General features: G+C 66.5%; 12 protein-coding genes, 1 tRNA gene and 2 rRNA genes. 13 read left to right on the forward strand and 2 right to left on the reverse strand.

Going from position 1 to position 22,562, the window contains the following annotated elements:
• Positions 1-302: 302 nt before the first annotated feature.
• The 4 genes from test1122_RS21060 (at position 303) to test1122_RS21075 (ending at position 4,560) form a co-directional block, all read left to right on the forward strand.
• A 23S ribosomal RNA gene (locus test1122_RS21060) occupies positions 303-3,431 on the forward strand.
• 83 nt (positions 3,432-3,514) lie between these two features.
• Positions 3,515-3,631: ribosomal RNA gene (gene rrf / locus test1122_RS21065) — 5S ribosomal RNA — on the forward strand.
• 96 nt (positions 3,632-3,727) lie between these two features.
• A complete protein-coding gene (locus test1122_RS21070; RefSeq protein WP_232272018.1) occupies positions 3,728-4,417 on the forward strand; it encodes a DegT/DnrJ/EryC1/StrS family aminotransferase in 690 nt (229 codons plus the stop codon).
• A 67-nt stretch (positions 4,418-4,484) separates the two neighbouring features.
• Positions 4,485-4,560 (forward strand) — tRNA-Thr (locus test1122_RS21075).
• Between the two features lie 59 nt (positions 4,561-4,619).
• Here the strand turns inward: test1122_RS21075 and test1122_RS21080 are convergent.
• Positions 4,620-7,247 (reverse strand): SpoIIE family protein phosphatase, encoded by a 2,628-nt coding sequence (locus tag test1122_RS21080; protein ID WP_232272019.1) that lies wholly within the window; start codon positions 7,245-7,247, stop codon positions 4,620-4,622.
• Positions 7,248-7,633: 386 nt separating this feature from the next.
• Here test1122_RS21080 and test1122_RS21085 point away from each other — a divergent pair, with 386 nt between their 5' ends.
• The 9 genes from test1122_RS21085 to test1122_RS21125 all read left to right on the forward strand — a co-directional run bounded on the left by test1122_RS21085 (position 7,634) and on the right by test1122_RS21125 (position 21,448).
• A complete protein-coding gene (locus test1122_RS21085) occupies positions 7,634-13,123 on the forward strand; it encodes a HAMP domain-containing protein (RefSeq protein WP_232270719.1) in 5,490 nt (1,829 codons plus the stop codon).
• A gap of 243 nt (positions 13,124-13,366) precedes the next feature.
• Positions 13,367-14,053 carry a response regulator gene (locus test1122_RS21090; protein WP_232270720.1) on the forward strand — a complete coding sequence of 229 codons (687 nt, stop codon included), beginning with the start codon at positions 13,367-13,369 and terminating at the stop codon, positions 14,051-14,053.
• Between the two features lie 89 nt (positions 14,054-14,142).
• Entirely contained in the window at positions 14,143-16,839 is a 2,697-nt protein-coding gene (locus test1122_RS21095; protein ID WP_232270721.1) for a DNA translocase FtsK, read from the forward strand.
• A 181-nt stretch (positions 16,840-17,020) separates the two neighbouring features.
• Positions 17,021-17,821, forward strand: a complete 801-nt coding sequence (locus test1122_RS21100) for a helix-turn-helix domain-containing protein (protein ID WP_232270722.1) — start codon at positions 17,021-17,023, stop codon at positions 17,819-17,821.
• A gap of 162 nt (positions 17,822-17,983) precedes the next feature.
• A complete protein-coding gene (gene rimO, locus test1122_RS21105) occupies positions 17,984-19,489 on the forward strand; it encodes a 30S ribosomal protein S12 methylthiotransferase RimO (protein ID WP_232270723.1) in 1,506 nt (501 codons plus the stop codon).
• Positions 19,486-20,130 carry a CDP-diacylglycerol--glycerol-3-phosphate 3-phosphatidyltransferase gene (gene pgsA / locus test1122_RS21110; RefSeq protein WP_232270724.1) on the forward strand — a complete coding sequence of 215 codons (645 nt, stop codon included), beginning with the start codon at positions 19,486-19,488 and terminating at the stop codon, positions 20,128-20,130. The genes rimO and pgsA overlap by 4 nt, the downstream gene beginning before the upstream one ends.
• On the forward strand, positions 20,120-20,656 hold the full coding sequence (locus test1122_RS21115; RefSeq protein ID WP_232270725.1) for a CinA family protein: 537 nt from the start codon (positions 20,120-20,122) through the stop codon (positions 20,654-20,656). The genes pgsA and test1122_RS21115 overlap by 11 nt, the downstream gene beginning before the upstream one ends.
• 90 nt (positions 20,657-20,746) lie before the next feature.
• Positions 20,747-21,127: a helix-turn-helix domain-containing protein gene (locus test1122_RS21120; RefSeq protein WP_232270726.1), complete on the forward strand. Its 381-nt coding sequence runs from the start codon at positions 20,747-20,749 to the stop codon at positions 21,125-21,127.
• Between the two features lie 93 nt (positions 21,128-21,220).
• Entirely contained in the window at positions 21,221-21,448 is a 228-nt protein-coding gene (locus test1122_RS21125) for a hypothetical protein (RefSeq protein ID WP_232270727.1), read from the forward strand.
• A gap of 357 nt (positions 21,449-21,805) precedes the next feature.
• Here test1122_RS21125 and test1122_RS21130 read toward each other — a convergent pair whose 3' ends face one another.
• Positions 21,806-22,558, reverse strand: a complete 753-nt coding sequence (locus test1122_RS21130; protein ID WP_232270728.1) for a DNA-formamidopyrimidine glycosylase family protein — start codon at positions 22,556-22,558, stop codon at positions 21,806-21,808.
• Positions 22,559-22,562: the final 4 nt, after the last annotated feature.

Below are 22,562 nucleotides of genomic sequence, written 5' to 3' on the forward strand. Positions count from 1 at the left end.
AGGAGCACTTCTTACCCGGCTCCGGCTGGGTCAGAGGCCAGTACACCGGCGAGTGTCCGGTGCTGGTTGCTCATGGGTGGAACGTTGACTACTCGGCAAGGTGGATGTTTTTCCTGTTAGTACTGCTTCGGCGTGGAACACGGGGAAGGGATCTGGGCTTGTCGGGCACGCTGTTGGGTGTCTGAGGGTATGGCCGTGAGGCTGTTCCTTCGGTGCCGGTCCCAGTGAACTTCGGGTTTGTCCCGGGGGTGGTGGGTGGCTGGTCGTTGTTTGAGAACTGCACAGTGGACGCGAGCATCTGTGGCCAAGTTTTTAAGGGCGCACGGTGGATGCCTTGGCACCAGGAACCGATGAAGGACGTGGGAGGCCGCGATAGGCCCCGGGGAGCTGTCAACCGAGCTGTGATCCGGGGGTGTCCGAATGGGGAAACCCGGCAGTCGTCATGGGCTGTCACCCGTACCTGAACTCATAGGGTATGTGGAGGGAACGCGGGGAAGTGAAACATCTCAGTACCCGCAGGAAGAGAAAACAACCGTGATTCCGGGAGTAGTGGCGAGCGAAACTGGATGAGGCTAAACCGTATGTGTGTGATACCCGGCAGGGGTTGCGCATACGGGGTTGTGGGAGTTCTCTTGATCGTTCTGCCGGACGGTCGGTGAGTTACAAATTGTTGATGTAGGCGAAGGGCATGCGAAAGGCCCGGCGTAGAGGGTAAGACCCCCGTAGCTGAAATGTCAGCAACTCACTTGAGGACCACCCAAGTAGCATAGGGCCCGAGAAATCCTGTGTGAATCTGGCGGGACCACCCGTTAAGCCTAAATATTCCCTGGTGACCGATAGCGGATAGTACCGTGAGGGAATGGTGAAAAGTACCGCGGGAGCGGAGTGAAATAGTACCTGAAACCGTGTGCCTACAAGCCGTGGGAGCGTCGCACGAGGAGCTTGCTCCTCGTGTCGTGACTGCGTGCCTTTTGAAGAATGAGCCTGCGAGTTTGCGGTATGTTGCGAGGTTAACCCGTGTGGGGGAGCCGTAGCGAAAGCGAGTCCTAAGAGGGCGTTTGAGTAGCATGCTCAAGACCCGAAGCGGAGTGATCTAGCCATGGGCAGGGTGAAGCGGCTGTAAGAGGTCGTGGAGGCCCGAACCCACCAGGGTTGAAAACCTGGGGGATGACCTGTGGTTAGGGGTGAAAGGCCAATCAAACTCCGTGATAGCTGGTTCTCCCCGAAATGCATTTAGGTGCAGCGTCGTGTGTTTCTTGCCGGAGGTAGAGCACTGGATAGGCGATGGGCCCTACCGGGTTACTGACCTTAGCCAAACTCCGAATGCCGGTAAGTGAGAGCGCGGCAGTGAGACTGTGGGGGATAAGCTCCATGGTCGAGAGGGAAACAGCCCAGAGCATCGACTAAGGCCCCTAAGCGTGTGCTAAGTGGGAAAGGATGTGGAGTCGCAGAGACAACCAGGAGGTTGGCTTAGAAGCAGCCATCCTTGAAAGAGTGCGTAATAGCTCACTGGTCAAGTGATTCCGCGCCGACAATGTAGCGGGGCTCAAGCACACCGCCGAAGTCGTGTCATTGCAGTACATACCTCTAACGGGGACTGTGATGGGTAGGGGAGCGTCGTGTGCCGGGTGAAGCAGCCGCGTAAGCGAGTTGTGGATGGTTCACGAGTGAGAATGCAGGCATGAGTAGCGATACATGCGTGAGAAACGTGTGCGCCGATTGACTAAGGGTTCCTGGGTCAAGCTGATCTGCCCAGGGTAAGTCGGGACCTAAGGCGAGGCCGACAGGCGTAGTCGATGGATAACCGGTTGATATTCCGGTACCCGCTTTGAAGCGCCCAACATCGAATCAAGCGATGCTAAGTCCGTGAAGCCGCCCTGGATCCTTCGGGTGAAGGGGAGTGGTGGAGCCGGCGAACCAGACTTGTAGTAGGTGAGTGATGGGGTGACGCAGGAAGGTAGTCCAGCCCGGGCGGTGGTTGTCCCGGGGTAAGGGTGTAGCCCGAGAGATAGGTAAATCCGTCTCTCACCAGGGGTGAGACCTGATGCCGAGCCGATTGTGGTGAAGTGGATGATCCTATGCTGTCGAGAAAAGCCTCTAGCGATGTTTCATGGCGGCCCGTACCCTAAACCGACTCAGGTGGTCAGGTAGAGAATACCGAGGCGTTCGGGTGAACTATGGTTAAGGAACTCGGCAAAATGCCCCCGTAACTTCGGGAGAAGGGGGGCCACACCTGGTGATGGGCTTTACGTCTTGAGCTGGGGGTGGCCGCAGAGACCAGCGAGAAGCGACTGTTTACTAAAAACACAGGTCCGTGCGAAGCTGTAAGGCGATGTATACGGACTGACGCCTGCCCGGTGCTGGAACGTTAAGGGGACCGGTTAGTTCACTCTTTTGGGGTGGGCGAGGCTGAGAACTTAAGCGCCAGTAAACGGCGGTGGTAACTATAACCATCCTAAGGTAGCGAAATTCCTTGTCGGGTAAGTTCCGACCTGCACGAATGGCGTAACGACTTCTTGACTGTCTCAACCATAGGCCCGGTGAAATTGCATTACGAGTAAAGATGCTCGTTTCGCGCAGCAGGACGGAAAGACCCCGGGACCTTTACTATAGCTTGATATTGGTGTTCGGTTCGGCTTGTGTAGGATAGGTGGGAGACTGTGAAGCCCGTACGCCAGTATGGGTGGAGTCGTTGTTGAAATACCACTCTGGTCGTGCTGGATGTCTAACCTGGGTCCGTGATCCGGATCAGGGACAGTGTCTGGTGGGTAGTTTAACTGGGGCGGTTGCCTCCTAAAGGGTAACGGAGGCGCCCAAAGGTTCCCTCAGCCTGGTTGGTAATCAGGTGTTGAGTGTAAGTGCACAAGGGAGCTTGACTGTGAGACTGACGGGTCGAGCAGGGACGAAAGTCGGGACTAGTGATCCGGCGGTGGCTTGTGGAAGCGCCGTCGCTCAACGGATAAAAGGTACCCCGGGGATAACAGGCTGATCTTCCCCAAGAGTCCATATCGACGGGATGGTTTGGCACCTCGATGTCGGCTCGTCGCATCCTGGGGCTGGAGTCGGTCCCAAGGGTTGGGCTGTTCGCCCATTAAAGCGGTACGCGAGCTGGGTTTAGAACGTCGTGAGACAGTTCGGTCCCTATCCGCTGTGCGCGTAGGAGTCTTGAGAAGGGCTGTCCCTAGTACGAGAGGACCGGGACGGACGGACCTCTGGTGTGCCAGTTGTTCTGCCAAGGGCATGGCTGGTTGGCTACGTTCGGAAAGGATAACCGCTGAAAGCATCTAAGCGGGAAGCCTGCTTCGAGATGAGGACTCCCTCCCCCTTTGAGGGGTTAAGGCTCCCAGTAGACGACTGGGTTGATAGGCCAGATATGGAAGACCGGTAACGGTTGGAGTTGACTGGTACTAATAGGCCGAGGGCTTGTCCGCAGTTGCTCGCGTCCACTGTGTAGGTTCTGAGGTAACGACCAGAACCGGTAACCAATTTTTTTGGTTGTGAACTTCATAAGTGTTTCGGTGGCCTTGGCGAAGGGGAAACGCCCGGTTACATTTCGAACCCGGAAGCTAAGCCTTTCAGCGCCGATGGTACTGCATGGGGGACCGTGTGGGAGAGTAGGACGCCGCCGAACAATCATTGGGCCCGGGTCCCTGAACTTCAGTTCAGGGACCCGGGCTTTTTTGCGTTCTGTCACCCTGTGTTCATGTCACGCGGCGAGCATCCGGGCATGGGGACAGGAGAGTTGATCGCAGCTGGTGTGGGGGTTGGAGACGAGGTTGTGCTCCCGTCGTACGGCGGTGAGCCAACGGCCCGTGTACTTCGCGCCATGGGGGCCGTGCCGGTCTTCGCGGATATCGATGCCAACAGCTACTGCTTGGATCCAGCGTCCGTTGAGGCCGTGGCCACCGAGCGGACCGCCGCCGTCGTGCCCGTGCATCTGTTCGGCCACCCGGCGGACATGGTGTGCCTGCATGAGCTGGCTCAGCGGCGTGGCGTGCGGATCGTTGAGTTCGATGACCCACTGGTCCGCGTCCCTTCGGCCGATGCCGTGCGCCGTCAGCAGTGTGCCGCGTATCTTGACGCTCGGTTGACTGGAGTCATACCTCCTTATGTGGCGCAAGGAGTGGAACACAGCTATGAGCAGTACGTGGTGCGCGTACCAGGCAATGGCCGTCCGGACCGGGACGCCTTCAAGCGTGCGCTGCGGGCGCGTGGCGTTTCCTGCCACGTCCCGATACAGACACCTGCCCACCGCACCCGGGAGTTCCGGGCCGATGTGTGGTTGCCGGAGACGGAGCGGGCCGCCGACCAGTCATTGGCGTTGCCGATTCAGGCGTCCATGACGAGGCGTGAGTTGCAGCGGATCGTATCGGCGTGCAACGCGCTCGGTGGGCTGCTGATGGAGCCTGCCTGCTGAAGACCGGACCCGGGGATGGGTGGTCATCGGTGCGTTGTGCGTCGGGTATGATTTTCTGCGTCGGCGCGCCCCAATAGCTCAGTCGGCAGAGCGTCTCCATGGTAAGGAGAAGGTCAACGGTTCGATTCCGTTTTGGGGCTCCATGACGAAGGCCCTCGCCCGTCGGTGGGGGCCGTTCGCGTTGCGCTCGGACTCCGTCGTCTTACTCCGGGACGCGCATGGCGAGGATCGCCATGTCGTCTGACGGGGCATCGGCGGCGAAGCGCTCCACGGCCCGCATGACGCGGGCGGCGACCGCGCCCGCCGTGAGACCGGTGCATGTGGTGAGCACATCCACCAGTCCCTCGTCGCCGAGCATGCGACCGGCCTCGCGGCGCTCGGTGACGCCATCGGTCACACACAGCAGGACATCACCCGGGTCGAGGGTGAAGGTCTGCTCGTAGAGCTCCAGATCCTCCATGACGCCGAGCAGCGGCTGTGGTTCGGCGGCGGGTTCGACACTGCCGTCCTGACGGAGCCGCAGCGGCAGCGGATGGCCCGCGCAGACCACCTTGAGGGTCGCGCCGCCATCGGGGTGCGGCCACAACTCGCCGTACAGCAGGGTGAGAAAGCGACTGCGTGCCCCTTCGTCGAGGATCGCGGCGTTGAGCCGCTCCAGGACCGCTGGGCCGCCAAAGCCCTCCCGGGCCAGCAACCGCAGTGCGTGGCGGGCGAGACCGGTCACCGCGGCGGCTTCGGGGCCCGTGCCGCAGACATCGCCGATCGCGAAGCCATACGCGCCGTCGCGGATCGTGAAGAGGTCGTAGAAGTCACCGCCGACTTCATTGCCTTCGCCCGCGGCGCGGTAGATGACCTCAACTTCGACACCCGGAACCTCGGGCAGTTCCGGGGGCAGCAGGCTGCGCTGCAACGACTGGCTGATGGCGGTGCGTTCGGAGTACAGCCGGGCGTTGTCGAGGGCCAGGGCGGCCCGTCGGGAGAGGTCTTCGGCGAGCTCGAGGATTTCCTGGCGGAAGCGTTCCTCGGTTGGCTTGCCCAGGGTCAGCATTCCGATGACGCGGTTGCGGGCAACCAGCGGCAGTACGACCGTCTCACCGCCCACCGCCGAGGCGGTGGCCAGCGTGGTACCGGGAGTGGAGAGCGTCGGGTCGCCGAGCACCAGGCTGCGGAGTGAGGTGCGCAGCGCGGCCGATTGGGCGGCGTCGGTCGGGGAGGTCCATACCCGGGCGCCGGGGGCGAGTACGGGCTCTGGCGGATCGACCTTCAACAGCAGCGCCTTGAGGCCGTCGATGCGGTCCTCGTCCTCGTGCAGAACATAGGAGAGCTCGGGTTCGGATGCCTGGTCGGCGATGGTGTAGACGGCGCACCAGGTGGCCAGGGTCGGGACGGTCATCTGGGCCATCAGCGCCAGGGTCTGGTCCCGGTCCAGGGTGCCCGCCAGAAGGTCGGAGGCCTCCACGAGGAAGGAGAGCGAGCCACGGCGCAGTCGCTCCAGCTCGGTCAGCCGGGCGGATTCCACGGCGAGCGCGATCCGGTCGGCGGCGAACTGGAGGCGCAGGGCCTCGTCGTTGGTATAGCGGCCCGCGGTCTCGGCGGCTACGCCCAGAGAGCCGGTGAGGCGGCCTTCGACCTTGAGCGGGACGGTGACGACCGAACGCATCCCGGTCCCGGCGAGCAGGGGCATCGCGCCGGGTACGACGGTGAGGTCTTCGTGCACCGAGGGCATCCGGGCGCTGCCGTACCGTCCGCTGCCGGCCTCGACGGGGACGCGGGCGAAGCGCTGCCGGGCGGAGGGCAGGCCGGTGGAGGCGCGTACCTCCAGCTCGGTCTCGTCATCGGTGGCCAGCAGCAGATAGGCGGCGTCGCCGTCGAGCATGTCGCGGGCTCGTTCCACCGTGCGCTGGAGCAGCCCGTCAAGGTCATCGGGCGGCGGGGAGCCGATGAAGACCTCGAAGGGGTCGGAGCCCGAGCGGTCGCGGCTCTCGGAGGAGACGCCGGCGCTGTCGGTCGCCGGGGCGCGTAGCGGGGACTGGAGCACGGCGCGCTCCTGGTCGCGCACCAGCAGACAGACGGTGGAGGGCTCGCCCGAGGCGTCGCGTACGCGCAGATGGGAGGCGTAGACGGGGATCGTACGGCCGTCGGCGCCCCGCACCCCGTAGGAGCCCTCCCAGCGGGAGAGGAGCAGCGCCTCGGCGATGCCGGTGCCGGTGCCGGGGGTGTGCGGCCAGGCGGCCAGGTCGGTCAGTGGCTTGCCGGTGACCTTCTCCGGTGCGTAGCCGAAAAGTTCCTGTGCGTCGTCGTTCCAGGCGGCGATGGTGCCGCCGCGGTCGACCTGGATGACGGCGACCCGCATCCGGGTCTCGGCTACGGGAAGGGCCGCGTCGGGCAGCTCCGGGCCGGCTGCGCGGGTGCCGATGGGGCGCTCGGGCAGGTCGAGGCGGAACCAGACGCGTTTGTCGGACGAGGTGTACTCCACGCCCCAGCGGGTGGCCAGGGCGGCGCACAGCAGCAGGCCGCGGCCGCCTTCCCGGTCGGGGCTGCCGTGCAGGCGTCCGGCGTCCTGCAGGGGGAGTTCCCGCTCGGGGTAGCGGTCGGACACCTCGATACGGACGCCGCGCTCGTCGCGCAGACAGAACACCTCGGCGGAGGTGCCCGCGTGCACCACGGCGTTGGTGACCAGCTCGCTGGTGAGGACGATGGCGTCGTCGATGATGTCGGCGAGCCCCCAGCCCTGCAGGGTGTCCCGCACAAAGCCGCGGGCGGCCGCTACCGATCGTCCGACCGGTTCAAAGGTGGCCGCGGCTCGTGCGGTGATCACTGGTCTCCCCATGGGTGGTGTCTCGTCGCCCTCCGTATGCGCCCGTGACCGGGATGTCCGCTGAACGCCCACTCGTGCGGTCCGCCCCCGCTCGGCGCTCTGCTTGTCCACCGCCGCGCCCCTCCGTTGCCTTGTGCTCACGCCACCGCCCTGTCCCGCGCCTTCGGCGGGGTTCCCCCGGCCCGGCATACCGGGGCGGATGGACAGCCAGAGGCCAGGTTACTTACGTTCGCCGTACGCGTGGGCGCCGGATGCCGGAGTTTCCCCCGTAGAACAGGTCAGTAGGGCGGTGTGCGATGCTGCCGAACTGTTATCGCCTGACTGGGTCAGGGTGAAACACTGGGAAGGCTCGAAGGGAAAGCCCGGGCGAGGAAGATCGACCCTGCGGGAGGGACACGGTGGAGTCTGGCGGAGCGGCGCGGGGCGCAAGCACGCGCGCGAAGGGCGGACGGTCCCGGAAGAGCGGGACGATCGAGGTGGATGCGGCGGCGCTGGACCGGCTGCGTACCGCCCTCGTGGCGATGCGGGACGGTAACTTCCGTAAACGTCTGACCGTCGCTGGTGAAGGACCGATGGCCGAGGTCTCGGCCATCTTCAATGAGGTCGCCGACCGTAATCTCCATCTGACCAACGAGCTGGCCCGGGTGCGCCGCGTCGTCGGACGGGACGGCAAGCTCACCGAGCGGCTGGAGGCGGGGGCCTGCGAAGGGTCCTGGGCGGCGGCGATCGATGCGTCCAACGCGCTCGTGGATGATCTCGTGCGCCCGGTATCCGAGGTGGGGCGGGTGCTCACCGCGGTCGCTGAGGGCGATCTTGAACAGCGGATGGAGCTGCGTGCTGAGGGCGCGAACGGCTCCGTGCATCCGCTGCGCGGCGAGTTTCTGAAAGTGGGCCGCACCGTCAATGGGCTGGTCGACCAGCTCTCGGTGTTCACGGACGAGGTGACCCGGGTAGCCAGCGAGGTCGGTACCGAGGGCAAGCTGGGCGGTCAGGCCAAGGTGCGCGGTATGTCCGGCTCCTGGAAGGACCTGACCGACTCCGTCAATACGATGGCGTCCCGGCTGACCGCTCAGGTGCGCGATATCGCGCTGGTGACGACGGCGGTCGCCAAGGGGGATCTGTCCCGCAAGGTCACCGTGCATGTGGCCGGCGAGATGCTGGAGCTGAAGAACACCGTGAACACCATGGTGGACCAGCTCTCCTCCTTCCAGTCCGAGGTCACCCGGGTCGCTCGGGAAGTCGGCACCGAGGGGGAGCTGGGCGGCCAGGCCCGGGTGCAGGGCGTGGCGGGCGTATGGCAGGACCTCACCGACTCCGTCAATACGATGGCGGGCAATCTGACCTCGCAGGTGCGGGAGATCGCCCAGGTGACCACGGCGGTGGCCAACGGCGATCTGTCGCAGAAGGTCACGGTGAACGCACGCGGTGAGGTCGCGCAGCTCGCCGACACGATCAATACGATGACCGAGACGCTGCGGACCTTCGCCGATGAGGTGACCCGGGCCGCCAGCGAGGTCGGCACCGAGGGCGTCCTCGGCGGCCAGGCTCAGGTCCCTGGCGCGGCGGGGATCTGGAAGGACCTCACCGACTCGGTGAACGCCGCCTTCCGTAATCTCACCGCTCAGGTGCGGGACATCGCCCAGGTGACGACGGCGGTGGCGAATGGTGATCTGTCGCAGAAGGTCACCGTTGATGTGTCCGGTGAGATGCTCGAGCTGAAGAACACCGTCAATACGATGGTGGATCAGCTCTCCTCCTTCGGCGCTGAGGTCACCCGGGTGGCGCGGGAGGTCGGTGTCGAGGGTGAGCTGGGCGGCCAGGCGCAGGTGCCGGGCGCGGCCGGCACCTGGAAGGACCTGACGGACTCCGTCAACACGGCCTTCCGCAACCTGACCGGCCAGGTGCGCAATATCGCCGAGGTGACGACGGCGGTGGCGAATGGTGATCTGTCGCAGAAGGTCACCGTTGATGTGTCCGGTGAGATGCTCCAGCTGAAGAACACCGTGAACACCATGGTGGACCAGCTGTCGTCGTTCGCCGAGCAGGTCACCCAGATGGCCCGGGATGTGGGCACCGAAGGACGGCTGGGCGGCCAGGCCCGGGTGGACGGTGTCTCGGGGACCTGGAAGGACCTCACCGACTCGGTGAACTTCATGGCGGGCAACCTGACCTCTCAGGTACGGCAGATCGCCCAGGTGACCACCGCGGTGGCGAGTGGTGATCTCTCACAGAAGATCGAGGTCGACGCCCGCGGCGAGATCCTGGAGCTCAAGAACACCATCAACACGATGGTCGACCAGCTCTCGGCCTTCGCGGACCAGGTGACCCGGGTAGCGCGCGAGGTCGGTACCGAAGGACGGCTGGGTGGTCAGGCACAGGTGCCGGGTGTCGCGGGCGTCTGGCGCGATCTGACCGACTCGGTGAACGGTATGGCGGGGAACCTCACCGCTCAGGTCCGTAATATCTCGCAGGTCGCGACGGCGGTGGCGCGCGGTGATCTCTCGCAGAAGATCGATGTGGATGCGCGCGGCGAGATCCTGGAGCTGAAGACCACCATCAATACGATGGTCGACCAGCTGTCGTCCTTTGCTGAGCAGGTGACCCGGGTGGCCCGCGAGGTGGGCACCGAGGGGCAGCTGGGCGGTCAGGCCGAGGTGAAGGGTGTCTCCGGCACCTGGAAGGACCTCACGCAGTCCGTGAACGGCATGGCGAACAACCTGACCTCCCAGGTGCGTAACATCGCCGAAGTCACCACCGCGGTAGCCCAGGGCGATCTCTCCAAGAAGATCACCGTTGACGCCAAGGGCGAGATCCTGGCCCTGGTGACCACCGTGAACACGATGGTGGACCAGCTGTCGTCCTTTGCCGAGCAGGTGACCCGGGTGGCCCGCGAGGTGGGCACCGAGGGCAAACTCGGCGGGCAGGCGCAGGTGCGTGGGGTCTCCGGCATCTGGAAGGACCTGACCGACAACGTCAATCTGATGGCCAACAACCTCACCGGCCAGGTCCGTAATATCTCCCAGGTCGCGACGGCGGTCGCCAACGGTGACCTCACCAAGAAGGTCACCGTCGAAACCAGCGGTGAAGTGGCTCAGCTGGCTGACACCGTCAACATCATGGTGACGACGCTGTCGTCCTTCGCCGCTGAGGTCACCCGGGTGGCCCGTGAGGTGGGCACCGACGGCATTCTCGGCGGCCAGGCGCGGGTCCCGGGTGTCGCGGGGACGTGGAAGGACCTCACCGAATCGGTGAACTCGATGGCGAACAACCTCACCGGCCAGGTGCGGAACATTGCCCAGGTCACCACCGCCATCGCGAAGGGCGATCTCACCAGGAAGATCGATATCGAGGCGCGGGGCGAGATCCTGGCGCTGAAGACGACCATCAACACGATGGTGGATCAGCTGTCGTCGTTCGCCGATCAGGTGACCCGGGTGGCCCGCGAGGTGGGTACCGAGGGCCAGCTGGGCGGCCAGGCGCGGGTCCGCGATGTGGCCGGCACCTGGAAGGACCTCACCGAGTCCGTGAATGAGATGGCGGGGAACCTCACCCGTCAGGTGCGTGCGATCGCCGAGGTGGCCACCGCGGTGACCCGTGGCGACCACGGGGTGAAGATCGATGTGGATGCGGCGGGAGAGATCCTGCAGCTCCAGGGCTATATCAACACGATGATCCGCAACCTGCGGGAGACCACCCTCGCCAACCAGGAACAGGACTGGCTCAAGGGCAATCTGGCCCGTATCTCCGCGCTGATGCAGGGCCGCCGTGACCTCACGGACGTGGCCGGACTCATCATGAGCGAGCTGACCCCCGCGGTCTCCGCACAGCACGGCGCGTTCTTCCTGGCCGTACCCACCGGTTCCCGGGTGGAGGACGCCGGGGTGGGCGGGGGCACGGATGGCTCGTACGAGCTGCGGCTGCTGGGCTCGTACGGCTACTCACACGGCTCGATGCCGACCACCTTCGCGCCCGGTGACTCCCTGATCGGTACCGCGGCGGTGGAGAAGCGCACCATCTTGATGGAGAACGCTCCGGCGGGCTACCTCAAGATCACTTCAGGGCTCGGACAAGCCCCGCCCACCCATGTGATCGTGCTGCCGGTTGTCTTTGAGGGTGTGGTTCTGGGCGTGCTGGAGCTGGCGGCCTTCCAGCCCTTCACCCAGATCCAGAAGGACTTTCTCAGCCAGATCGCTGAGATGATCGCCACGAGCGTCAACACCATCAGCGTCAATACGAAGACCGAAGTCCTGCTGAAGCAGTCGCAGGAGCTCGCCGAGCAGCTACAGGACCGCTCGGTCGAGCTGGAAAGCCGGCAGAAGGCACTGGAGGATTCCAACGCCCAGCTGGAGGAGAAGGCCGCGCAGCTGGCTCAGACCAACCGCGATATCGAGATCAAGAACTCTGAGATCGAGGACGCCCGGCAGGTGCTGGAAGAGCGCGCCGAACAGCTCGCGGTCTCCATGCGCTACAAGTCGGAGTTCCTGGCGAATATGTCGCATGAGCTGCGCACCCCGCTCAACTCGCTGCTCATCCTGGCCAAGCTGCTCGCTGACAACGCTGAGGGAAATCTCTCCCCGAAGCAGGTGGAGTTCGCCGAGACGATTCATGGCGCGGGATCCGATCTGTTGCAGCTCATCAACGACATCCTCGATCTGTCGAAGGTCGAGGCGGGCAAGATGGACGTCAGCCCGACTCGTATCGCGCTGGTGCAGCTGGTCGACTATGTCGAGGCCACCTTCCGGCCGCTCACCGCGGAGAAGAGCCTGGACTTCTCGGTACGGGTCTCACCGGAGCTTCCCGCGACGCTGCACACCGATGAGCAGCGGCTGCTGCAGGTGCTGCGCAATCTGCTGTCCAACGCGGTGAAGTTCACCGACACCGGCGCCGTCGAGCTGGTGATCCGCTCGGCCAAGTCCGATGTCCCTGCCTCGATCCGCGAGCAGATGCTGGAGCACGGCTCCCTGCGGGACGCCGACGCCGAGCTGATCGCCTTCTCGGTGACCGATACCGGCATCGGTATCGCGCAGAGCAAGATGCGGGTCATCTTCGAAGCGTTCAAGCAGGCGGACGGGACGACCAGCCGGAAGTACGGCGGCACCGGGCTCGGTCTGTCCATCAGCCGGGAGATCGCCCGGCTGCTGGGCGGTGAGATCTACGTCGTCAGCGAGCCGGGGCGTGGCTCGACCTTCACGCTCTATCTGCCGCTGCATCCGACCGAACTGCCCCCGCATGGATACGGCCAGCTGGGCACCGGCACGCTCGCCATCGGCCCGGCGCGCGAGCAGCGTGCGACGGCGCCGGAGGAGGCGGCGGAGCCCGCGGGCGAGGAGACGGCGCCCGTGAAGCCCGATGCCGAGCGCGCGGCGGCCACACTCGCCCAGCGCAGCCGCCAGCGCGCGGCGGCCGCCGGCGAGCGGCGTGCGCTGGAGCGGGGACAGCGGCGGGCGCCGGAGGAGTCCTGGCTGAACAACGGCCAGGATCTGGTGACGGCGGCCAGCCCCGTCCACGAGTTCGGCGGGGAGAAGGTGCTCATCGTCGATGACGACATCCGCAATGTGTTCGCCCTCACCAGCGTGCTGGAGCAGAACGGGTTGCAGGTGCTGTACGCGGAGAACGGCCGTGAGGGCATCGAAGTGCTGGAACAGCACGACGATGTGGCGCTGGTCCTGATGGACATCATGATGCCGGAGATGGACGGCTACGCCACGACGGCGGCGATCCGTAAGATGCCGCAGTTCGCCGGGCTGCCGATCATCGCGCTCACCGCCAAGGCGATGAAGGGAGACCGGGAGAAGAGCATCGACTCCGGGGCTTCCGACTATGTCACTAAGCCGGTGGATACTGATCACTTGTTGTCTGTCATGGATCAATGGATGCGTGCGGGCTGATATGCGACGGTTTACCGAGGGGCTGTATGTTGACTGACTGTGGCCGGTTGAGGTGGAAGTGGGGTGTTCGGGGAACCTTCTGGTTCCTTGCAGCGTTTCTGCTACGTGCACAGTGACATCTCGGTGACAGGGTGTGGCGGGTGGCGGGGTGCGGCTACCATGACCGGCACAAGGACGGGCGGCGCAAAGGAGTCGTCCCCAGGGGTGGCGTCCTCGACGCTGCCGGGGCGAGGAGGACGGGCCATGGTGCAGAAGGCCAAGATCCTCCTGGTCGATGACCGGCCGGAGAATCTGCTGGCGCTGGAGGCCATTCTCTCCGCGCTCGATCAGACGCTGGTGCGGGCATCGTCAGGGGAGGAAGCGCTCAAGGCACTGCTCACGGACGATTTCGCAGTGATCCTGCTGGATGTCCAGATGCCGGGCATGGATGGATTCGAGACGGCCGCGCACATCAAGCGGCGTGAGCGCACCCGGGATATCCCGATTATCTTCCTTACTGCGATCAACCACGGTCCGCACCACACCTTCCGTGGCTACGCGGCGGGCGCGGTGGACTACATCTCCAAGCCCTTTGACCCATGGGTGCTGCGCGCGAAGGTCTCGGTTTTCGTTGAGCTGTATATGAAAAATGTGCAGCTCCGTGAGCAGGCCGCACTGCTGCGGCTCCAGCTCGAGGGCAGCCAGCCCGCCACCGGCGACACCAAGGAGCCCGCGGGACTCCTGGCCGAACTCTCCGCGCGGCTCGCCGCAGTGGAGGAGCAGGCCGAGGCGCTGTCCAAGCAACTCGGAGACTCCCAGAGCGCGGCGGATGCCGCGGCCGTGGCGACCGCCGCACATCTGGAGCGTAAACTCACCGGGCTGCGCCGAGCACTTGACGCCCTGGAGCCCGGAGCGGAAGGCTCCGCCGCGTCGCTGCCCTCCCAGAACTGAGCGGGCGCCACACGCCTGACGGCGTGTTACCCCGTATCCCCGGGCATCGATCCGTGCCTCACACGTCAGACGACGGTAATCTCAGCACCATGGCCTCACGTACGTCCGGCAAAGCGGCCAAGAAGGCCCCCGCGAAAAAGGCAGCCGCCAAGAAAGCCCCGGCGAAGAAGGCCTCTCCCAAGAAGGCGCCCGCGAAGAAGGCGGCGGCGAGGCCACCCGCGCCCTCGCCCACGAACGGCGTCTACCGTCTGGTGCGCGCCATCTGGCTGGGCATCGCCCATACGGTGGCGGCGCTGCTGCGTGGCATAGGACGGGGTGCGAAGGGCCTGGACCCCGCGCACCGCAAGGACGGTCTCGCGCTGCTCCTGCTCGGCTTCGCCCTGATCATCGCGGCCGGTACCTGGTCGAATCTCCGTGGCCCGGTGGGCGACCTCATCACGATGCTGGTGACCGGCGCCTTCGGCCGTCTCGACCTGCTGGTGCCGATACTGCTCGGTGCCATGGCCGTACGGTTCATCAGACACCCGGACAAGCAGGAGGCCAACGGCCGGATCGTGATCGGGCTGTCCGCGTTTGTCCTCGGGGTGCTCGGGCTGGTGCATATGGCCTGCGGCTCACCGGGGCGCGGCGAGGGCACGGAGGCGATGCAGGACGCGGGCGGGCTGATCGGCTGGGTGGCCTCCAAGCCGCTGATCTTCACCGTCGGCGATGTCCTCGCCGTACCGCTGCTCGTCCTGCTCACCGTCTTCGGACTGCTCGTCATCACCGCGACCCCCGTCAACGCCATCCCCCAGCGGCTGCGGCAGCTCGGCGTGCGGCTCGGAGTCGTAGCCGACGAGCACGAGGGCAGCGACGACTACGGCTACGGAACAGACGAGGAGGAGGGCCACCGCCCCCGGAGGGCCAATCTCCGCAAGAACATCGACCCCGTCCACGCCGAGAAGGAGGCGCTGGACCGGCGCTGGGCGAGCCGGCGCACACGTAAAAACCCAGCAGCTGCCACGTCGGCTCCCTCCATCAATGACGCGGGCCCCGAGCGCTCACTGGACGCCGTCGATGTCGCCGCCGAGGCCGCCACCGACCTGGACGGCGCCGTGCTGCACGGGGTACAGCCCTCGCCGCTCCTCGCCGACCTCAGCAGCGGTATCTCGGCAGAGCGCGCCGGGCGGACTCCGCGCCCCTCGAGCACTCCGGGCACCGGTGCCGAGGAGCGCACGGAGCGCACCCCGGTGCCGGATCTCACCAAGTCCGCTCCCGTCGCCCCCGCCGAGCCCCTTCCGCCGCGCGCCGAGCAACTCCAGCTGGCCGGGGACATCACCTACGCGCTGCCCTCCCTCGACCTCCTCGAACGCGGCGGTCCAGGACGTACCCGCAGCGCCGCCAATGACGCCGTCGTCGCCTCACTCACCACCGTCTTCACCGAGTTCAAGGTCGACGCCTCGGTCACCGGATTCACCCGCGGCCCGACCGTCACCCGCTATGAGGTGGAGCTGGGCCCGGCGGTCAAGGTCGAGAAGATCACCGCACTGACCAAGAACATCGCCTACGCGGTGGCCAGCCCGGATATCCGGATCATCTCTCCGATCCCGGGCAAGTCCGCGGTCGGCATTGAGATCCCCAACAGCGACCGCGAGATGGTCAACGTCGGGGATGTGCTGCGCACCGCCGACGCCGTCGGCGACGAACATCCGATGATCGTCGCCCTCGGCAAGGACGTGGAGGGCGGCTATGTCGCGGCCAATCTGGCGAAGATGCCGCACATTCTGGTCGCCGGCGCCACCGGCTCCGGCAAGTCCTCGTGCATCAACTGTCTGATCACCTCGGTCATGCTGCGGGCCACCCCGGAGGACGTCCGGATGGTGCTGGTCGACCCCAAGCGGGTCGAGCTGACGGCCTATGAGGGCATCCCGCATCTGATCACGCCCATCATCACCAACCCCAAGAAGGCCGCCGAGGCCCTGCAGTGGGTCGTGCGCGAGATGGATCTGCGCTACGACGATCTGGCCGCCTACGGCTTCCGGCATATCGACGACTTCAACGCCGCCGTACGCAGCGGCAAGGCGACCGCGCCCGAGGGCAGCGAGCGGGAGCTGGCCCCGTACCCCTATCTGCTGGTCATCGTGGATGAGCTGGCGGACCTGATGATGGTCGCGCCCCGCGATGTCGAGGACGCGATCGTCCGGATCACCCAGCTCGCCCGGGCCGCCGGCATCCATCTGGTGCTGGCCACCCAGCGCCCTTCCGTGGATGTGGTCACCGGCCTGATCAAGGCCAATGTGCCCTCCCGGCTGGCGTTCGCGACCTCCTCGCTCGCCGACAGCCGGGTCATCCTCGACCAGCCAGGCGCCGAGAAGCTGATCGGCAAGGGCGATGGGCTCTTTCTCCCGATGGGCGCGAACAAACCGATCCGGATGCAGGGCGCCTTCGTCACCGAGGAGGAGATCCACGCTGTCGTTGAGCACTGCAAGGCGCAGATGACGCCGGTCTTCCGGGAAGACGTCACGGTCGGTCAGGGCAAGAAGAAGGAGATCGACGAGGAGATCGGTGACGATCTCGATCTGCTGTGCCAGGCCGCGGAGCTGGTGGTCTCCACCCAGTTCGGCTCCACCTCGATGCTCCAGCGCAAGCTGCGGGTGGGCTTCGCGAAGGCCGGGCGGCTGATGGACCTGATGGAGTCACGCGGCGTCGTAGGGCCAAGTGAGGGATCAAAGGCGCGGGACGTGCTGGTCAAACCGGATGAACTCGATGGCGTGCTCGCCGTGATCCGAGGGGAGACTCACTCATAAGGAGCAACCGGGCAACCGTTTCCGCAGCCGATACGTCAAGTTAGCTGAGTAGCTGGGGAGAGATACCTTCAGCCGCAGACCCTGATGGCGGATAAAGTCGGTCCGCCCGCTTGCCCGACCCTTTCCATCCCCCCGTAGACTGAGTGCCCAGCAGGTGGCTACACGCTCGAAAGGCGCCCCCGTGTCCATCGGCAACTCCCCGGAAGACGACCGGCCTTCGGTTGGTCGAGTCCTACAGCAGGCCCGTATCGACGCAGGACTGACTGTCGATGAGGTCAGTTCGACGACCCGCGTGCGCGTTCCCATCGTGCACGCCATCGAGCAGGATGACTACTCACGGTGCGGCGGCGCTGTCTACGCCCGTGGGCATATCCGTACGCTCGCAAGAGTCGTCGGCATCGACCCGACCGGACTCATCGAACAGTTCGACGCTGAATACGGTGGACGTCCCGAAGCGACCCCGGCGGCACCGCTCTTCGAAGCGGAGCGGATCAGGCCCGAGCCGCGCCGTCCCAACTGGACCGCGGCCATGGTGGCCGCGATTGTCGCGGTGGTCGGCTTCGTCGGATTCACGCTGTTCAGCGACGACGAAACCAGCACCGGCAACACGGTCGCCGAGGCCACCCAGTCCAGCCCGCCGCCGAAGCCGAAGCCCAGCCCCACCAAGCCCACCGACGCCAAAGCGGAGCCCTCCGACAGCGCCATCGCGGCGGCCCCGGCCGACAAGGTCACGGTGAAGCTCACCGCCGACGGCGGTAACAGTTGGATCTCGGCCGAGGACCACACCGGACGGCTGATCCACGAGGGCGTGCTGAAGGACGGCGATTCCAAGACCTTCACCGACAAGAAACAGATCGACCTGGTGCTGGGCAACGCCGGAGCGGTGAATCTCTTTGTCAACGGCAAGAAGGTCGACAGGATCGGCGACGTCGGCCAGGTGCAGCGCGTCAGCTATACGAAGGGCGACCCTGAACAGGGCTGATGCCGGGTGGCGTATCGCCGCGTAATCCTGGGTTGACGGGGCGTTCCGGCAGCGCGGCCGGGGCGGCCGTGGTGGGCGTCGGCAGCCCGCCGGGGACTGCGGGGCAGCTCTTGCGGGCAGGGGTGAACCGGCGGACCTGCCGGGACAAAGTACGCTGAGCCCATGCCCGAACGCCGTACCGTCGCTCTCGTCACACTTGGCTGCGCCCGTAACGAGGTGGACTCGGAGGAGCTGGCAGGCCGTTTGGCGGCGGATGGCTGGGATCTCGTCGAGGACGCCTCGGACGCCGACGTCGCCGTCGTCAACACCTGTGGCTTCGTCGAGGCCGCCAAGAAGGACTCCGTTGACGCCCTGCTCGAGGCGAACGACCTCAAGGACCAGGGCAAGACCCAGGCCGTGGTGGCTGTGGGCTGTATGGCCGAGCGGTACGGCAAGGAGCTCGCCGAGGCACTGCCCGAAGCCGACGGTGTGCTCGGCTTCGACGACTACACCGACATCTCCGGCCGGCTCCAGACCATCCTCTCCGGCGGTGTGCACGCCCCGCACACCCCACGTGACCGGCGCAAGCTGCTCCCGATCAGCCCGGCCGAGCGCCAGCACGCCGAAGTGGCGCTGCCCGGACACGGGGACCTGGCCCCCGCGCCGGCCGACCTGCCGGACGGTGTCGCCCCCGCTTCCGGCCCGCGCGCCCCGCTGCGCCGCCGCCTGGAGTCCAGCCCCGTCGCCTCGGTCAAGCTCGCCTCCGGCTGTGACCGGCGGTGCTCCTTCTGTGCCATTCCGTCCTTCCGCGGCTCCTTCATCTCCCGCCGCCCCTCCGACGTACTGGGCGAGACCCGCTGGCTGGCCGGGCAGGGGGTCAAGGAGATCATGCTGGTCTCCGAGAACAACACCTCCTACGGCAAGGACCTCGGCGATATCCGGCTGCTGGAGACCCTGCTGCCCGAACTGGCGGCCGTCGACGGCATCGAGCGGGTCCGGGTCAGCTACCTCCAGCCTGCCGAGATGCGCCCTGGCCTGATCGACGTACTCACCTCCACCGAGAAGGTCGCCCCCTACTTCGACCTGTCCTTCCAGCACTCCGCCCCCGGTGTGCTGCGCGCGATGCGCCGCTTCGGGGACACCGACAGCTTCCTGGAGCTGCTGGACACCATCCGTACGAAGGCACCGCAGGCCGGCATCCGGTCGAACTTCATCGTGGGCTTCCCCGGGGAGACCGAGGACGATCTGGCCGAGCTGGAGCGTTTCCTCACCGGCGCGCGGCTGGACGCCATCGGGGTGTTCGGCTACTCGGACGAGGACGGTACCGAGGCAGCCACCTACCAGGACAAGACCGACCCGGAGGTCGTCGCCGAGCGTCTGGCGCACATCGGGCGGCTCGCCGAGGAGCTGACCGCGCAGCGCGCTGAGGAGCGGCTGAGCGAGACGCTGTCCGTACTGGTCGAATCCGTCGAATCCGTCGACACGGAGGCTGCCGGGACTGCCGGGACCGCTGGGGGAGCCGTGCTGGGCCGGGCCGCGCACCAGGCGCCGGAAACCGATGGCCAGACCCTCCTCACCAGCGCTGACAGCATGAACCTCGCTCCCGGACGTATGGTCGAAGCCAAGGTGGTGGCGACGGAGGGCGTGGATCTGATCGCTGAACCACTGGGTGAGGAGGCGGGCAGATGACAGGCGTCCCGGCCTCCGCGGCGGGTGGTGGGTCGATGGCAAAGCCGAAGCGGACCGCGGCCCGGCAGGTGAGCCTGTGGAACATCGCCAACATCCTCACCATGGTCAGGCTCGTTCTGGTCCCGGGTTTTGTGGCGCTGATGCTCGCCAACGGCGGGCACGACCCGGCATGGCGCTCCTTCGCCTGGGCGGCCTTCACCATTGCCATGATCACCGACCTCTTCGACGGTGAGCTGGCCCGGCGCTACAACCTGGTCACCGACTTCGGCAAGATCGCCGACCCGATCGCAGACAAGGCGATCATGGGAGCCGCCCTTGTCTGCCTCTCCGCGCTGGGCGATCTGAGCTGGTGGGTGACCGGCGTGATCCTCACCCGGGAGCTGGGCATCACCCTGATGCGTTTCTGGGTGATCAAGCACGGTGTCATCCCCGCCAGCCGGGGCGGCAAACTCAAGACCCTCGCTCAGGGCGTCGCGGTCGGGATGTACATCCTGGTGCTGACCGGCCCGCTGGCAACCCTGCGCTGGTGGGTGATGGCAGTGGCCGTCCTGCTCACTGTCGGCACCGCCCTGGACTACATCCGCCAGGCGGTGGTGCTGCGCCGGTCCGGACTGGCCGCGGAGCGCGCCCATGGCCAGTGAGACCGCCGCCCAGGCACTCACGCTCCTGACCGACCGCGGCCAGACCCTCGCGGTCGCCGAATCGCTGACCGGTGGCCTGGTCGCCGCCCAGCTCACCGCCGTCCCCGGCGCATCCCGGGCCTTCCGCGGCTCGGTCACGGCTTATGCCACCGAACTCAAACAGCGGCTGCTGGGCGTGGACGGCGCTCTGCTGGCCGAACGCGGAGCCGTGGACGCTGAGGTCGCCCGGCGGATGGCTACGGGCGTACGGGCTCTGCTGGGCGCCGACTGGGGGCTGGCCACCACCGGTGTGGCCGGGCCCGAGCCGCAGGACGGACAGCCGGTCGGGACCGTATATCTGGCCGTCGCAGGGCCCGGCGAGGGCCGCCCGGTGGCCGAGCTGCTGACCCTTGACGGGGACCGCGCCGCGATCCGGGAGGGCAGCGTACAAGCGGCTTTGACACTGCTGTACAGGGAATTGATCGAAAATGCAGGGGAAAGGATAGGGAACACGGTGGGGGGAATGGATGTTTGCAGCCCTGAGTGAACACGACATCGCTCACCGCACTGCCACGGTTGTAGGCGGTACGGTGGGGCATGAAGGATCCAGGTCCGCGGTCCGAGGAGGGAGCCACCGATGATTCTGCTCCGTCGCCTGCTGGGTGACGTGCTGCGTCGGCAGCGCCAGCGTCAGGGCCGCACCCTGCGCGAAGTCTCCGCGTCCGCGCGCGTCTCACTCGGCTACTTGTCCGAGGTCGAGCGAGGGCAGAAGGAGGCTTCCTCCGAGCTGCTGTCATCGATCTGCGATGCGCTGGACGTCCGGATGTCCGAGCTGATGCGTGAGGTCAGCGACGAGCTGGCCCTTGCCGAGCTGGCGCAGTCCGCCGCGAGTGACGCGGTGCCCGCGCCTATGCGGCCCATGCTCAACCCGGTATCTGTGACTTCCGTCACAGGGCACCCGGATGAGCGGGTAACGATCAAGCGGCCCGCGGAGGCCGTGGACGTCGTCGCTGCCTGACGCGCACTCACGCAAGACCCTGTGCCGGGGCCCGGACGGCCCCGGCACTGTGCGTGGTCGCGCGGACGCGCGCTGTCGGGGAGCATGGTTGCCATGCGAATATCCCGACTGGTCGGAGCGCTGCTGGCCACCAGCTTCGCCGTGGTGTGGTGGGTGGCACTCTGGCGGCTGTTCACCCGCCCGGATTCGCCGGGGCTGCTGGAGGCGCTGGCGCTGGTCAGCGGGTGGGGGCTGGTGCCGGTCAGCGCGGTGCGGTACGAAGACCGCGTCACGCTCAGCAGTCTGCTGCCCGGCCGCACGTCCCCGGCTGCCCCGCCGTAGGCGACTGTTCCGGGCTTGCACCCCCGGGTTTCCGGCTGTACCGATCTGCGGCTCCGCCGCGTGGCGGGGCTTGCGCCCCGGGCGCGGGAGCCCTGGCGCGGGCTCGCCAGGTGGCCCGTTGCCGGGCCATGCCCGTGGGTGTCCCCGTATCCCGCCCCTTCCCGGAGACCGGGGCTTCGCCCCGGGGCCCCGGGGTTTGCCGGTGCGGGCCGGTGGCCGGGTGTTGTGCCCACCCACAGCCCCTCGCGGGGCTGCGAGTGCCCACAACATGGCGGGGGTCTGGGGGCGCGAGCCCCCAGTTTCGGGAAGGGGCCGGGTTAGGGGAATCCCTCCGCTGGCAGCGATGCGCAGCCACCGTCAAGAAAGGGTGCCCGGCTGGCAGGTGGGGCACCAGTAGGCGGGGCGGCCGCCGAGCTCGGCGGTGCGGATGCGCGAGCCGCAGCGCAGGCACGGGCGGTGCTCCCGCCCGTACACCCACAGCCGGCTACGGCGCCGGTCCCGGTTGGCCAGCAAAAGCCGGTGAGCCAGGGCGACCAGGCGCCCGGGGCCAGGGATCTCGCCGATAGGCGTCCACGGCGGCACCCGGGCAAGGAAACACAGCTCGGAGCCGTAGATATTGCCGATCCCGGCAAGGTTGCGCTGGTCGAGCAGCGCTTCGCCGACCGCCCGTGCGGGCTCGGCGAGGAGTCTGCGCAGCGCCTCCTCCGGGCCCCAGTCGGGGCCGAGCAGATCCGGCCCGAGATAGCCGAGAGCGGTGGACTCGTCCCGGCCGCGCAGCAGCTCCAGCACCGGCAGCCGGTAACCGACCGCGGTGTGCGCGGCGGTGCCCAGGATCGCTCTGATCTGGTGCGCGGGACCGCCCCGCCAGCGCTCGTCCGGGGCGTGTACCCGCCAGGCGCCGTCCATCCCCAGATGGGAGTGGAGCGTCAGCTCGCCCTCAAGCCGGGTCAGCATATGTTTGCCGCGTGAGACGGTCTCCAGGACCTCGCGGCCGGTGAGGTCAGCCGTGGCGAACCTCGGCACCCGCAGCTCGCCACGGGTCAGGCGCGCACCGGACAGCGCCGCGTCGAGATGCCGCGCGGTGCGCCAGACCGTATCTCCTTCGGGCATGGCG

Origin of the sequence: Streptomyces gobiensis (genome assembly GCF_021216675.1) — a bacterium.
In the GTDB taxonomy this organism is placed as follows: domain Bacteria; phylum Actinomycetota; class Actinomycetes; order Streptomycetales; family Streptomycetaceae; genus Streptomyces; species Streptomyces gobiensis.

Excerpts from the sequence above, each read along its gene's own strand:
- rimO (WP_232270723.1), top strand. The coding sequence starts at position 17,984 with ATGCCCGAACGCCGTACCGTCGCTCTCGTCACACTTGGCTGCGCCCGT.
- test1122_RS21130 (WP_232270728.1), bottom strand. The coding sequence starts at position 22,558 with ATGCCCGAAGGAGATACGGTCTGGCGCACCGCGCGGCATCTCGACGCG.
- pgsA (WP_232270724.1), top strand. The coding sequence starts at position 19,486 with ATGACAGGCGTCCCGGCCTCCGCGGCGGGTGGTGGGTCGATGGCAAAG.
- test1122_RS21095 (WP_232270721.1), top strand. The coding sequence starts at position 14,143 with ATGGCCTCACGTACGTCCGGCAAAGCGGCCAAGAAGGCCCCCGCGAAA.
- test1122_RS21115 (WP_232270725.1), top strand. The coding sequence starts at position 20,120 with ATGGCCAGTGAGACCGCCGCCCAGGCACTCACGCTCCTGACCGACCGC.
- test1122_RS21090 (WP_232270720.1), top strand. The coding sequence starts at position 13,367 with ATGGTGCAGAAGGCCAAGATCCTCCTGGTCGATGACCGGCCGGAGAAT.
- test1122_RS21070 (WP_232272018.1), top strand. The coding sequence starts at position 3,728 with ATGGGGACAGGAGAGTTGATCGCAGCTGGTGTGGGGGTTGGAGACGAG.
- test1122_RS21120 (WP_232270726.1), top strand. The coding sequence starts at position 20,747 with ATGATTCTGCTCCGTCGCCTGCTGGGTGACGTGCTGCGTCGGCAGCGC.
- test1122_RS21080 (WP_232272019.1), bottom strand. The coding sequence starts at position 7,247 with ATGGGGAGACCAGTGATCACCGCACGAGCCGCGGCCACCTTTGAACCG.
- test1122_RS21125 (WP_232270727.1), top strand. The coding sequence starts at position 21,221 with ATGCGAATATCCCGACTGGTCGGAGCGCTGCTGGCCACCAGCTTCGCC.